Origin of the sequence: Rhodopseudomonas palustris (assembly GCF_003591005.1) — a bacterium.
Taxonomy (GTDB): Bacteria; Pseudomonadota; Alphaproteobacteria; order Rhizobiales; family Xanthobacteraceae; genus Rhodopseudomonas; species Rhodopseudomonas palustris_K.
In genome coordinates, this window is record NZ_QYYD01000036.1 from 22,277 (window position 1) to 36,499 (window position 14,223).

Sequence of the window (14,223 nt, forward strand, 5' to 3'; positions counted from 1 at the left end):
GGTTCAGCTGACCCAGTCGCGCGGCGTGTCCGGTCTGCGGAACAGCGCCGAGATCACCACCAGAAAGATCGCGAAGGTGAAAAACCGGCCGGCGAACGAGCCGAAGGTGCTGCACAGGAACAAGAACACCGCGATCGGGAAGATCGCCTTCCAGGTCATCCGCCGATACGCTTCCCACAGCAGCAGCAATGCGCCGAGCATGATCATCGACGCCACCACCACGCCCTGAAAAACGCTCATCTGGATGAACGGATTCTCGACGCCCCACTCCAGCCCGTAGGAATAGACTTGCGACCGCACGTAGTCGGTGTGGGCGCCCCACAGCATGTCTCCCCAATTGAACGACAGCAGCAACGGCACCATGATCCAACGTGTGCGGGCGCTGCCGCCGTCTTCGGTGAAGCGATCGAACATCTGATCGAACGCGCCGATCGAAGCCAGCACCGCCACCGCGGCGATGCCGACCGGGATGATGGTGAACCAGACGATCAGCGCGGTGCGTGACAGCTTCATGCCGGCCGCCGCGCGTAGCAGCGTCCAGGCCAACATCCCGGTCATGATCACCGCGGTCAGCAGAAAGGCGGTGCGCCCGCCGAAGGCGAGCAGCGCGGCGCATTGCAGGCCAATCATCGGCATCCGCAGATTGGGCCGCAGCGCCGTGCCAGCGCCGCATAGCAGGCTGACGATGTAGACGCAGGTTATGGTGGCGGCGTGCAGCGGATGGCTGAGAAAGGCGGTGGCGCGCGGTTCGACCGTCGTCATGCCGTCCGGCGAATAGGTGATCAGCGGAAAGATGTTGAAGCCGATGCCGAGTTCGATCACCGCCAGCAGCGCGTTGGCGAAGAAGAACCAGTGCAGGAAGCGCTCCAGCCGGTCCATGTTGTCCGGCGACACGAACGGCAGCAGCATCGCGCATAGAAACAAATGCAGATCGGTGTCGAAAAACATCCCGAAGCCGTTGCGGCCGTCGGCGACGATGTTGACCACCGCGAACACCGATGCGCAGAGGAAGAAGATCGTGCCGAGCTTGCGCGCGAGGTAATAGCGGGCGAGGTCGCCCTTCTGCGGATAGCTGACGACGAACACGCCGAACAACAGCACGATGAAATAGGTCGAGATGTGGATCTTGGTGATCGGGGAACCGCCGATCGAGCTGTAATCGTAGCCGATCAGGTCGAGCACATTGGCCGACACGATGAACAGCAGCACGATGTAGACCGCCATCATCTTCTGGACGAACGGTGCGGCGAAGGGCAGCCGCAGCCGGACGACCGAGGAAGATGCTGCGGCTGAGGCGAACGCGGCCGGTGGAAACGGCGTGCCCTCGCCTCGCGCCGTCATGCTGCCACCGAAACGTCCGGCTCGACGATCACCACCCGCGCCTTGATCTGGCGATGGCGCAACAGCTCGACCAGGATCTCGGCGTCGTCGCACTTGCCGCCTTCGGCTTCGGCCAGGAACACGACCTCGTCGGCCATGTAGTACAGGCCGAGCTCGGAGGCCGTCTCGCCCATCTCGCCGCCGTCGATGATGACGCGGTCGAAGGCGCGAAGCTGCTTCAGCGCAGCCGACAGTGCCTGCCGGGCATACGGGTCGCGGCTGCCGATCGCCGACAGGCCGACCGGCACGACGCGCATCGCGGTCGGCTGGTGCAGCCGGACGACGTCGTGAATGTCGGCGGCGCCGATCAGCACGTCGCGCAGACCGGGCACACGGTCGAAGCCAAGCCGTGACGTGGTCGGGTGACGCGCCAGATCGGCGTCGACCAGCATGACGTCGGCACGGTTGGCGATCAGGCCGCGGGCGAGCTGCAGCGCGACGTCGCTCAGCCAAGCGCCGCGTTGCACCTGCACGAGAACAATGGTGGTGCCCTTCGGCGCAGCGAGCAGCTCGTCGCCGAGCGCTGCGAGACGGCTGGCTCGGCTCTGGGCCATCGCAGGGCGTAGCACGGAGGGTGCCGCAGTTTCCGCCGGTGCCAGCGTCGGCGCATCCGGCACGGCTCCCGGATCCGGCTCACGCTCGGGCCGATCGAACGCGTCGCGCGTCAGCGCGGCGGCAATACCGATGGTGATGCCGGCGAACAGCGCCGCCGCCAGCATGATCATCGTCGGCGGCCAGCTCTTGTTCTCCGGCGTGGTGGCGCGCGAGATCAGCCGGATGTTGGTGGTGTCGATGCCCTGACGTTCCTCGGCGGTCTTGGCCTTGGCCAGGAACGTCTCGTAGACCACGCGGCTCGACTCCGCTTTGCGCTCGAGCTCGCGCAGCGGCACCATCGCCTGCTCATTGGCCTGGGACTGCTTCTTCAACGCCTCGAAATTGGCCTGCAGGTTCTGCACATTGGTGCGTTCGCTGGCCTCGCTGTTGCGCACCGAGCGGGCGATGTTCTTCAGTTCGCGCTGGATCGCTGCCTGTGCGTCGCGCACCTGCGCGCGCGCCGCTTGCAGCGCTGGATGGTTTGGCCCGTCGATCTGGGCGAGCTGGGCTTCTTCACGCGAGACATCGGCGAGCCGGGACCGCAGTTGCACGATCGCGGCGGATTGAATCGCCTCGGGCAGCGCTTCCAGTCCGGCGTCGCCGTGCTCGATGGTTTCGATCAATCGCACCCGCGCCTGCGCGTCCGCCAGCCGGGTTTTGGCGTTGGTCAGTTGCGTGTTGGCCTCGTCGAGCTGTTGCTCGCTGACCATGCGGCTGCGCGAGCCGACCAGATTGTTGGCGGCCTTGAAGGCCGCAACCGCCTCCTCGCCGCGCTTCACCTCCTGCCGCAGCTTGCCGAGCTGTGACGAGATCGACTCCGACGTACGGCGCTGGAATGCGGCATTGGCGCCGGACTGTTCTTCGAGATACGCGGTCGCAACCGCATTGGCGAGCGTGGCCGCGCGCGGCGCAGTGTCGGCCGACGCCAGAATATCGATCACGAAGGAGCGGTCGATCCGCTTGGTCGCCACGTTCTTGCGCAGATTGCGCAGCGTCACCAGGGCGCGGTCCTCGGTCTTGCCGAGCCCGATCACCGATTTCACCAGCCGCCCGATGGTGATGCGCTCGCCGTTGAATTCCGGATCGTTCTGCAGATTGAGCTGGTCGATGACGCGGTTCAGCACCTCGTTCGAGGTGATGATCTTGAGCTGGCTTTCGACCAGCAGCAGACCGTCGCCAGGCACCGAGTTCTGCAGCGGGTCGTCCTTCGGCGTATACTGATCGCGCGGATCGACGAACACTTGCGCGGTGCCGGTGTAGGACGGGTGCGCGACCAGCAGATAGGCGACCACGATGCCGCACAGCACCGCCGGAATGCCGATCACCCAACTGCGGCGCCGCGACAGGATCCCCACCACGTTCCGGAAATCGACGCCGTCGGAGAATCGGTTGGAGGGCGCATCGGGCGGAGACAGCTTGGGCGACATGATACTTTACAACTCGCTGGATCTACCCACCCTCATTAGCCGCCATGGCCATGCGGGTAAGCGCGGCCTCGTGCCGCAACTGTCTCGGTGCCTATTGACCCCGCCGCGACACCGCCGAACAATTCAGCCGCGCCTGAGCGGCCCTGCACGCTGAAAGTAAAGAACTACGGTTAATTGGGGGTTACGTGCCGGTACGCAGACGGCACAGTGGATGATGGATTTAGATAACAGGACGGCGAGGCTGGAGCATTCCGTCGAATCCGGTTAACCGCGCGAAGGGGAACCTTACCCTCAAGGCAGTTGATTGGTGTAAACTTGATAATACGGCATTTAAACTTTGATTAACCTTCGGCCGATGCGGGCCGACGAACAGCCGACACTCGGGAAGGCAATTTGTCCACGAAATCTTCGATGTCCCGCAATCACCAAACCTGCGCCGCGACGGTCCTGGCGCCGGGCATGGCAGGTTCGCCAGGCGGGGCCAGGCGGCAGGACGACCGTCCGGTCGACGCATCTTGCGGCGCGGGGAAGCGCCCGCGCGTTGTGCTAGTGCAGACCCAGGCCGAGAATGCCGGGGCGCAGGAGATTTCGCGGTTGGTCGGCGCCGGGCTCGCGGCACGCGGCTACGACGTCCACAACCTGTTCTTCTTCCGCCAGTCGCGCTCGTTCGACGAGCCGCCGCAGACCGCGTATTGCGCATCGCGGCGGCCGGGCGATCCGCTGTCGTTTCTGCGCTTTCTCGGCGCGCTGCACGCCAAGCTGCGGGCGCTGCGGCCCGATGTGATCCTCACCTTCCAGCACTACGGCAACGCGATCGGGGGCGCCGTCGCACGGCTGGCCGGCCCGGCGCCGGTGATCGCCAATCAGGTGTCGGCCCGGCTGACGATGCCGGCCTGGCTGCGCGCGATCGACCGCGTGATGGGACAGCTCGGCGTATTCCGGCGGATCACCGTCAACTCGCACGACATGCTGCGCGACTACTCGCGCTATCCGACCGGCTATCGCAAGCGCCTCACCCATGTGCCGCACGGCTTCGACCAGAAGCGGCCGACGCTGTCGAAGGCCGAGGCCCGACGCCAGTTCAGTCTGCCTCAGCACACGATCGTACTCGGCTCGGTGGCCCGGCTGCATCCGTTGAAACAGCTTGATGCGGCGCTACGCGTGCTGCCGGATCATCCGGACTGGACGCTCGCGCTCGCCGGCCAAGGTCCGGACGAGGCGCGGCTGCGCCAGCTCGCGGCGGAACTCGGCGTTGCCGACCGCGTGCGGTTTGTCGGCGAGATTTCGCCCGAGCAGGTCGCCAATTTCCTCGCCTGCCTCGACGTGTTCGCCTTCCCGTCATTGGCCGAGACCTTCGGACTCGCGGCGGTCGAGGCTGCGCATGCCGGCGTGCCGGTCGTCGCCAATGATCTGCCGGTGCTTCGCGAAGTGTTATTATATCAGGGCGAGCCCGCTGCAATTCTGGTCGATGCGTCGAATCCGGCCGCATTCGGCGCCGCGATCGCGCGCGTGGTCGGCGATCCGGCGCTCGCCGCACAGCTTCGCCGCGCCGGCGACGGCCTGAAGACGCGCTACTCGGTCGACGCGATGGTCGATGAATACGTCCGCATCATCGAACAGGCGATCCGTCCCGCCCCGCAGGAGCGCGCGCCGTGATCGTCGAATTGCGTTTCGACGACCGCCGCCCGCGCCGCTGGATGCGGCATGCGATCGATTTGCTGGGCTGCTGCTCCCACAAGCCGCAGATCGCCTGGGTGCGCACCGAGGCGGAACGGCCCCCCGGGCTGGAATCGCTGCTCGAACTGGAGCGCTTGCTGATGCGGCGCGGCCGGCCCTGCGGCGCCGATGCCGATCCGGATCTCGCGCGTGCGCATCCTTCGGCGCTGCTGGCGGCCGATATCGTGGTCGACTTCAGCGCGATGCCGCGCGATCCAGCACGCAGCTATCGGCTCTATCTGCGTCCGCTCTATGACGGCGTCGCCGGCGAGGACGCGGCGCTCGCCGCGATCGTGGCCGGCGATTTGCCCACGATCGACATCGTCGACGAGATCAGCGGCGGGGTGGTCTGGTCAGGCAAGCCGTCGGGCGAAGCCGCCGAGGGCCTCGGCGGCGCGCTGGAGACGGTAATGGCCCGCACCGCGACGCTGGTGAAGGGCGTGCTCGACAGCGGCGCGCGGCCAGTGTCGCCGCATCCCGCGCCATCACACCGGCCGCGCTCGCCGGCGGCGTTCGTGCTGCGAAGTCTCGCCAGCCGCATCGCGCGACGGATCTATCGACTGTGCTGCTACTCACCGCATTGGCGGATCGGCTGGCGCCACACCGACGACGGCGGCATCTGGGCATCCGGCGATCTGTCGGGCCCGAGCTGGCGCGCAGTGCCGAGCCCGGCGCACCGCTTCTACGCCGATCCGTTTCCGATCACCTGGAAGGGTCGCACCTTCGTGTTCTTCGAGGAGCTCGACCACCACGTCGGCAAGGGCTTCATCTCGGCCATCGAATTCGGTGCGGACGGGCCGATCGGCCCGGCAGTCACCGTGCTCGACGAACCCTGGCACCTGTCCTATCCGTTCCTGATCGTGCACGACGACGAACTCTGGATGATCCCGGAGAGCAGCGCGCGGCACGAAGTGACCATCTACAAATGCATCGAGTTCCCACACCGCTGGGAGCGCCACGCCACGCTGTTGTCCGGCGTCGAACTCGCCGACGCCACGATCGTGCAGCACGACGGCCGGCACTACATGTTCGGCGCGACGCGCGACGGCGCCGGCGGCTATTCGGATACGCTGTCGATCTATCACGCCGACGATCTGTTCGGGCCGTGGACACCGCACGAGCAGCGCCCGGTGCTGGTCGATCGCGCCAGCGCCCGCCCCGCAGGACACTTCGTCCGCCATGGCGGCCGGCTGTGGCGGCCGGTGCAGGATTGCACCCGCGGCTATGGCGGCGCGCTGGGGCTCGCGGAGATCACCGAGCTGTCGCCGACGCGGTTCGCCCAGACGGTGCACCACACCGTCTCGCCGGGCCCGCGCTGGCCGGGCCGCAAGCTGCACACGCTGAATCGCTGCGGCCGGCTGGAACTGATCGACGGCACCATCATCCAGCCGCGGATCGAGGCGCTGAAATTGCCCGACAAGCTCGGCGCCCCAGCTGCGGCCGACAGCCGCTAAGCAAAACGCTGAAGCTCAGCGCCGCGGCAACACGCGCACGAACAGCCAACCGACGATCAAGCCGACGGTGCCGCCGCAGAACTTCACCGCCGCATCGAAAACCCGGCCGTGCCGCGATGGAGACAACACCTGCAGGATCTCGAACAGTGCCGCGGCACCGAGCACGACCACTGCGGCAAATACGATGTAGCGCGGATAAGCCGCCGCAAACAGGCCGCCGACCAATGCGAAGGCAAGGAACCGCTCGATCGACGGCGACCATCCGGTGGTCGGCCGCAATCCGAGCGGGCTGAACGTCGCCATCGCGATAAAGCCCAGACATAGCCACGCTGCGACGCGCAGCAGCGTCTCGTATCTCGCCGGTAGCTGGTCCATCCACGCCTCGTTGGCTGGTTTGAGCATGGTTAACAGGGCAGCGGCGCCGAGATTTCTGCGAACGAATACCGAGGCTCTTTACCCTACACGCAATTAGCGATTTGCGTGCCATCGAAGTGACTCCAATTAGAGTAGATTGCAACTCGATGCCAGCGCGGTGATGCCACATCGCTGTTGTGCAGATCGGGCATCCGAGACGATGCGTGCGTCGTCATCAATCGACAGTCTTCGCTCCGGCCAGGTTCAATAAGTGAAGTTCAGCTTCCCGACCGCCAGATTGATCGGCCTCCGGCACAACGTCGCCGTCCGCACGATGACGGGCGCGCTCGCGTTGCGGATCGGCATCACGATTGCCAATCTGGCGCTGGTGACGCTGGCTGCACGGATGCTGAATGGACACGACTTCGGCACCTATTCGATGCTGTTCAGTGCCGCCGGTCTGCTCAGCGTGATCGCCACGTTCGGCCAGCAGATCTTCATCACGCGGTCGTGGAGCGAATTCAGCTCGGCCGGTGACCAGAAGACGCTGAAAGGCGCCATGACCTTCACGGCGCTCGCATCGCTTGCCGGCGTGCTGCTGATCGGGGTGCCGTTCTTCTTCTGGTTCGCGGCCGAGCACGACATGGCGCTGACGCTAGCGGCGACGCTGTATCTGGTGTGCTATTCGCTGCTGCTGACGTCTTCGCATTTCGCCCGCAATGCGGTCAGTGTATGGGTCGGCGACGGACTGACTTATCTTCCGGTGGCGCTGTGCCCGGTGCTCTACATCCTCGGCTGCTATCTGCTCGGCGCACCGATCGAGATTTATCGCATCTTCCTCAGCATGGCGGCGATTTCCTGCGTCACCATGCTGATTCAGATGACGCTGCTGCGCCGCCGGGTGCGCGCGCAGTTCCCCGAGATCGGCAAGTCGGGCTCGCGCTTCGAGCTGAGCACCTGGATCGCGCGCTCGACCAAACTTTGGATCTCCGGCGGCCTCGAAGCCGCCAACCAGTATGCTGACGTGGTGATCATCGGTTATTTGATGAGCCCGACGATCGCCGGCGCCTATTTCGTCACCACCCGAATCGCCAACGCTTTCGCGACGGCCACCGGAGCGGTCTACATCTTCTCGACCCGGCACTTTCCAAATCTCTATTACAATCGGCAGTATCGGGAGCTCGACAGCCTGCTCGATTCCGTCGCTCTCATCACGCTGGCGATCATCACGGCGGGCCTGGTGGTCGTGCTCGGCGGCGGGCATTGGATTCTGCTCGCCTTCAATGCCGACTACGTGCCGTATTACGCCGCGCTGGCGCTGCTCACGATCGGAACCGCGGCGGTCGCAGCCGCCGGCCCGTCGGGCTCGATCCTGATGCTGACCGGACACGAAGGCACCTACCTGGCGATCGTCGGCGGCACCTTCGCGATGCGCGCCGTGGGTTTCTTCATGCTGATTCCGCTGTTCGGCATCACCGGCGCTGTGGCCGCCACCACGGTCTCGTTCGTCACGCTGGCGCTGCTGCTACGCGGCGCCGCCAAGAGCATGGCGGGCATCGATGGCTCCGTGCTCCGCCTGCTGACCCGCCTCCGCCGCGGCCGCATTTCGTTGCATCCGGAGTAATCGGCGTTTTCCCACAGGTCTCGGCTCGGGCATCTGAGACTCAGATGCTGAACTCTCCCCGTCATGGCCGGTCTCGGCCGCGCATCGACGCCTTGCTGATGCGAACCTCAAAAAGGCCTGGATGGCCGGCACAAGCCCGGCCATGACGAGGTGAGCCAGCAGTCTTGCTGAAGACGCTTACAAGCCTTGCGCCCGTCGGCCGGCGCAGTCGCGCTACTGCGCCAGGCTGGTCAGCCAGTTGCTGAACAGCGTCTTGGCGGTGGCTTCGATGGCCGTCGGGATGTCTTCGCGCATTGCCAGGGGTGGCAGCTTGGCGATCTGCGCCGGGTCGCGGCCGGCTTCGGCTTCCGCGCGGAACGCGAGCAAACCCCGTTCGGTGGCGGCGTCGAAGTAATCGACCGGAATGTCCGGATAGTTCTCACGCTCGCCCGCGAGAAAACGGCCGATGTCGCGCAGATATTCCCGCTGCAACGACACCGGATCGTATTCGGGGTGGCCTTGGAAGAACACGAAGCGGCTGCGGTCCTGGCGGGCGAAGATGTCGACGCCGGCGCCTCGAGCATGAGTCAGCACCGTGTAGCCGGCGGCCGACAGCTTGTCGGCCGGCAGATCGTTCAGCCGCGAATGCGGCACGCGCGCCTGCGCCGGCAGATCGGCCAGCAGCGCGTCGTCGCCGCGCTGCTGGCAGGCGTAGACGCCCGAACATTTGCGCTGCAGCCGCTGCCGCTCGATGCCGTCGAGATGCAGCACCGCGGCGTGCGCGGCGAGGCACGACCAGATCGTAGAGCGCGTATTGGCGGCAGCCCAATCGATCAGCGCCCGCATCTCGTCCCAGTACGGCTCGTGCTGCAGCGACGCCGCGCGCGGCTCGGCGCCGGTGACGATCAGCCCGTCGAGCCGAAGCTGATTCAGCTCAGCGACGTCGGTGTAGAGGCTGGCGAGACGCTGACGGGTCGCGGCAGCGCGCGGCACGGACGGCAGCGCGAAGCAATGCAGCCGCACCGGCTGCTCGCCGGCGCCACCCTTCAGCAACCGCTGAAACTGCCGCTCCGTCGCCCGCAGCGCGGCATCGCTCATGTTGTTGACGAGACCGATCTCGAGCACCCGGCTCTTCGGCCGCGCATCCTCAGTCCCAGCGGGCGCGCAGTCCGGCACCAGCGACGTCTGTTCGCCGATTTCGATCTTGTCGAACAGCAGGGTCATGCGGCGCTGCTGTTATTCGGCGGCGAGCAGACGCGGCCGCTGTCCACTTGCCGCGGCCAGCGCCTGATCGAGGTCGGCGATGATATCCGAGATGTGCTCGATGCCGATCGACAGCCGGATCGTCTCCGGCAGCACGCCGGCGACGCGCTGCTGCTCGGCCGACATCTGCCGATGCGTGGTCGACGCAGGGTGGCAGGCCAGCGACTTGGCGTCGCCGATATTGACCAGGCGGGTGATGAGCTTCAGCGCATCGTAGAACGCCTTGCCGGCTTCCATGCCGCCCTTGATGCCGAAGGTGAACAGCGACGAGGCCTGGCCGTCGAGATATTTCTGCACCAGCGGATAGTACGGGCTGTCCGGGAAACCGGTGTAATTGACCCAGGCAACCCGCGGATCGTCCTTCAGGAAGTCCGCGACCTTGCGGGCGTTCTCGACGTGGCGCTCCATGCGCAGCGCCACCGTCTCGATCCCCTGCAACAGCAGAAAGGCGTTGAACGGCGACAGCACCGCGCCCATCGTGCGCTGATAAATGCTGCGGGCGCGCTCGATATAGGCGGTCGGCCCGAACCGCTCTGCATAGACCATGCCGTGATAGGAATGATCCGGCTGGTTGAACGCTGGAAATCTGTCCGGCTGCTTCGCCCAATCGAACCGGCCGCTGTCGACGATGATGCCGCCGAGCGTGGTGCCGTGACCGCCGAGGAACTTGGTGAGCGAATGCACCACGATGTCGGCGCCGTAGTCGATCGGCTTGAGCAGAATCGGCGTCGCCACCGTGTTATCGACGATCAGCGGCACGCCGGCGCGATGCGCCACTTCGGCGATCGCCTCGATGTCGCAGACGTTGCCGGCCGGATTGCCGATGGTCTCGCAGAACACCGCGCGCGTCTCGTCGTCGATCAGGCGCGCGATATCGTCGGGCTTGTCGCTGGCGGCGAAGCGGCCGGTGATGCCCTGCCGCGGCAGGATATGAGAGAGAAGCGTATGGGTCGTGCCGTAGAGCTGCGGCACCGAAACGATGTTGCCGCCGTGATCGGCGACGTTGACGAAGGAGAAATGCAGCGCCGCCTGCCCGGTGGCGACCGCCAGCGCGCCGACGCCGCCTTCGAGCTCGGCAACCCGCTTCTCCAGCACCGCGCTGGTCGGATTGGCGATGCGCGAATAGCGATAGCCTTCGGTCTCGAGATTGAACAACGCCGCGCCGTGATCGGCGCTGTCGAAAGCGTAAGCAGCAGTCTGATAGATCGGAACCGCGACGGCCTTGGTGGTCGGATCGGGATTGTAGCCGGCGTGGATCGCAATCGTCTCGCTGCGCATGGCGTCACCTCCGCATCGGCGTCCTGCACATCACACGCAGTCCGCGCATCCTGCTAGCTAAGGCGGAGACGATGCATTCGACAACACATTTCGAAAATGACGACGTACTAACCCTAACGCTCGCTGATATTTAGCTTCGAATTTGATTCAAATTTTACAGAGTTCGATTCGTTTACCTTGCCCGCGCTTTGTTGGAGCCTCTGCAAGCAATTGCTTGCTCCTTTCGCGTAAATTGCGCCGAACTTTCTCGTCGGTTTGTCGAGGCGGCGTTCATGAACATGCAACCAACATCCGTGATCGCCGCAGCGGCGGACATCGCTTCGTCGCAGCGCCCCTCGGTGGCCAAAAGCTGGTTGAAGGCAATCGAGATCACCGCGCGGATCGAGCATCAACCGCACCGGCTGCTGGCCGACGTCATCGCGGGCCACGCCGCCGCTGCGCCCGATCGCCCTGCTATCCTCTCCGATCACCAATCTCTCAGCTACGCCGAGCTCGCAACCCGCATCGCCGGCTACACGGATTGGGCGATCGCCCAGGGTATCGCCAAGGACGACACCGTTTGCTTGCTGATGCCGAGCCGGCCGGACTATCTGGCGGCGTGGCTCGGCATCACCCGAATCGGCGGCGTGGTGGCGCTGATCAACACCCAGCTGATCGGCGCGTCGCTGGCGCATTGTATCGATGTTGCGCAGGCGAGACACATCATCGTCGCGCACGACCTCCTCGACGCATTCGCCGGCGCCCGCCCGCATCTCACGACGGGGCCCCGGCTCTGGCGACACGGCGGAACTATTGACGAGACCTCGATCGAGACCGCTCTCGCCGCGGGCAGTGACCTCCCTGACCGCCAGCCGCGCGACGTCACGCTCGATGACCTCGCGCTGCTGATCTATACCTCGGGCACCACCGGGCTGCCGAAGGCAGCGCGTGTGACGCATCGGCGGGTGATGAGTTGGGCCGGTTGGTTCGGCGGGCTGACGGACGCCAGGCCCGACGACCGGATGTACAACTGCCTGCCGGTGTATCACAGCGTCGGCGGCGTGGTGGCGCCCGGCAGCATGCTGATGGCCGGCGGCTCGGTGGTGATCGCTGAGAAATTTTCCGCCAGCCGGTTCTGGGACGACATCATCCGCTGGGACTGCACGCTGTTTCAATATATCGGCGAACTCTGCCGCTATCTGCTGCAGGCGCCGCCCGCGCCGCGCGAGACGCGGCATCGGCTGCGGCTGGTGTGCGGCAACGGGCTGCGCGGCGACATCTGGGAGGCGTTCCAAAACAGGTTCGCGATCCCGCGCATCCTCGAATTCTACGCCTCCACCGAAGGAAATTTCTCGCTCTACAATGTCGAGGGCAAGCCGGGCGCGATCGGACGCATTCCGTCGTTTCTGGCGCATCGCTTCCCGGCCGCGATCGTGCAGTTCGACGCCGAGGCCGGCCTGCCTATGCGCGATGCCGAGGGCCGATGCATCCGCTGCGCGCCGGGCGAGGCCGGCGAAGCAATCGGGCGGATCGGCGAGGCCGACGCGCGTGGCGGCCGGTTCGAGGGCTACACCAGCGCTGCCGAGAGCGACAAGAAAGTCCTGCGCGACGTTTTCGCGCCCGGCGACGCCTGGTTTCGCACCGGCGACCTGATGCTGCGCGACGACCAGGGCTTCTTCCATTTCGTCGACCGCATCGGCGACACTTTTCGCTGGAAGGGCGAGAACGTCGCCGCCAGCGAAGTTGCTGAAACCCTGGCGGCCTGCCCCGGCGTGATCGACACCAGCGTCTACGGCGTCGCCATCCCACACTCCGACGGACGCGCCGGCATGGCGGCGCTGGTGGTGGACGCCGGCTTCGACCTCGCGGCCTTGTATCGCCATGCCACCGAGCGACTTCCGGTATTTGCCCGGCCGCTTTTCGTCCGCCTGCGTCCCGCGCTCGAAATCACCGGCACCTTCAAGCAGAAAAAGCAGCAGCTGATCGATCAGGGTTTCGATCCCGCGACCATCAGCGATCCGCTGTATGTCGCCGATCCGACCGCCTGCAGCTACGTGCCACTGGATGAAACAACCTATCGACGTATCGTCAACGGAGAGGTGAGAGTCTGATGTCGCAGGATCTTCTCGAGACCCGCTCTGCCGGCCGCGACGCGGTCGCAGCCGCCTCCGCGCCCCGCGCCGGCATCGCTGCGCCGGCCGTCGCACCGGTTAACTACTCGGCCACATGGACCTTCTTCGAAGGCGACTGGCACGACGGCAATGTGCCGATCATGGGACCGCGGACTCACGCGGCGTGGCTTGGCTCAATGGTGTTCGACGGCGCCCGCGCCTTCGAAGGCGTCACCCCGGATCTCGACCAGCACATCGCCCGGGTGAACTGGTCGGCGACCAACTTCAAGCTCAAGCCGTTGATCGACGCTGCCACCTGGCATGGCCTGGTGCAGGACGGACTGAAGCGCTTCGACGCCAACGCCGAACTCTATGTTCGCCCGATGTATTGGGCCCAAAACGGCTCCGGCGGCGGCGTATTGTTCGATCCCGACACCACCAATTGGTGCCTGTGCATCTACGAAGCGCCGATGCCGAAGCCGACCGGGCTGTCGATCACGCTGTCGCCGTTCCGCAAACCCGGCGCCGATTGTGCGGTGATCGACGCCAAGGCCGGCTGCCTCTATCCCAACAATTCGCGCGCGATGATCGAGGCGCAGAGCCGCGGCTTCGCCAATTGCCTGATGCGCGACATGCTCGGCAACATCGCCGAGCTCGGCAATTCCAACGTCTTCATGGCCAAGGACGGCGTCGTCTACACCCCGGCGCCGAACGGCACCTTCCTGAACGGCGTCACGCGGCGCCGCGTCATCTCATTGCTGCGCGGCGACGGCATCGAGGTGGTGGAGACGACGCTGCGCTACGAGGACTTCGCCACCGCCGACGAAATCTTCGCCAGCGGCAATTTCGCCAAGGTCCAACCCATCACCCGCATCGACGACCGCACGCTGCAGCCGGGGCCGTTCTATGCACGGGCTCGGAAGCTGTATTGGGAATTTGCGCACGGGTGAAGCCGCAACCTCTCCCCGTCATTGCGAGCGAAGCGAAGCAATCCAGCAAGGTGCACGGGGCTGGATTGCTTCGCGTGAGGAGGCAATAAGACGGCGCGATAACCCCCCACCCGG

Annotated in this window: 10 protein-coding genes; 5 read left to right on the forward strand and 5 right to left on the reverse strand. The window is 65.5% G+C overall.

Annotation, left to right across the window (positions count from 1 at the left end; genetic code table 11):
• Positions 1–3: 3 nt before the first annotated feature.
• The gene (locus D4Q52_RS23925; protein ID WP_119859082.1) at positions 4–1,341 is read right to left on the reverse strand and encodes a VpsF family polysaccharide biosynthesis protein; all 1,338 of its coding nucleotides are present in this window, start codon (positions 1,339–1,341) and stop codon (positions 4–6) included.
• Positions 1,338–3,401: a GumC family protein gene (locus D4Q52_RS23930; RefSeq protein ID WP_119859083.1), complete on the reverse strand. Its 2,064-nt coding sequence runs from the start codon at positions 3,399–3,401 to the stop codon at positions 1,338–1,340. The genes D4Q52_RS23925 and D4Q52_RS23930 overlap by 4 nt, the downstream gene beginning before the upstream one ends.
• Before the next feature lie 459 nt (positions 3,402–3,860).
• Here D4Q52_RS23930 and D4Q52_RS23935 point away from each other — a divergent pair, with 459 nt between their 5' ends.
• On the forward strand, positions 3,861–5,057 hold the full coding sequence (locus tag D4Q52_RS23935) for a glycosyltransferase family 4 protein (protein ID WP_119859092.1): 1,197 nt from the start codon (positions 3,861–3,863) through the stop codon (positions 5,055–5,057).
• Positions 5,054–6,571, forward strand: a complete 1,518-nt coding sequence (locus D4Q52_RS23940) for a glucosamine inositolphosphorylceramide transferase family protein (protein WP_119859084.1) — start codon at positions 5,054–5,056, stop codon at positions 6,569–6,571. The genes D4Q52_RS23935 and D4Q52_RS23940 overlap by 4 nt, the downstream gene beginning before the upstream one ends.
• A 15-nt stretch (positions 6,572–6,586) precedes the next feature.
• Here the strand turns inward: D4Q52_RS23940 and D4Q52_RS23945 are convergent, their stop codons facing one another.
• Positions 6,587–6,946, reverse strand: a complete 360-nt coding sequence (locus D4Q52_RS23945) for a hypothetical protein (protein ID WP_119859093.1) — start codon at positions 6,944–6,946, stop codon at positions 6,587–6,589.
• A 250-nt stretch (positions 6,947–7,196) separates the two neighbouring features.
• On the opposite strand from D4Q52_RS23945, the gene D4Q52_RS23950 reads away from it, so the two are divergent.
• Positions 7,197–8,549, forward strand: coding sequence for a lipopolysaccharide biosynthesis protein (locus D4Q52_RS23950; RefSeq protein WP_182915427.1), 1,353 nt, complete (start codon positions 7,197–7,199; stop codon positions 8,547–8,549).
• A 213-nt stretch (positions 8,550–8,762) separates the two neighbouring features.
• Here D4Q52_RS23950 and metA read toward each other — a convergent pair whose 3' ends face one another.
• A complete protein-coding gene (gene metA / locus D4Q52_RS23955) occupies positions 8,763–9,752 on the reverse strand; it encodes a homoserine O-succinyltransferase MetA (RefSeq protein ID WP_119859085.1) in 990 nt (329 codons plus the stop codon).
• Between the two features lie 12 nt (positions 9,753–9,764).
• Positions 9,765–11,069, reverse strand: coding sequence for an O-acetylhomoserine aminocarboxypropyltransferase/cysteine synthase family protein (locus D4Q52_RS23960; RefSeq protein ID WP_119859086.1), 1,305 nt, complete (start codon positions 11,067–11,069; stop codon positions 9,765–9,767).
• A 272-nt stretch (positions 11,070–11,341) separates the two neighbouring features.
• Between D4Q52_RS23960 and D4Q52_RS23965 the strand changes: the two genes are divergently transcribed.
• Together D4Q52_RS23965 and D4Q52_RS23970 are read left to right on the forward strand one after the other, a co-directional pair.
• Positions 11,342–13,159, forward strand: a complete 1,818-nt coding sequence (locus tag D4Q52_RS23965) for a long-chain-acyl-CoA synthetase (RefSeq protein WP_119859087.1) — start codon at positions 11,342–11,344, stop codon at positions 13,157–13,159.
• The gene (locus D4Q52_RS23970; RefSeq protein ID WP_119859088.1) at positions 13,159–14,109 is read left to right on the forward strand and encodes a branched-chain amino acid aminotransferase; all 951 of its coding nucleotides are present in this window, start codon (positions 13,159–13,161) and stop codon (positions 14,107–14,109) included. Before D4Q52_RS23965 ends, D4Q52_RS23970 begins: the two co-directional genes overlap by 1 nt.
• The last annotated feature ends 114 nt before the right edge of the window (positions 14,110–14,223 follow it).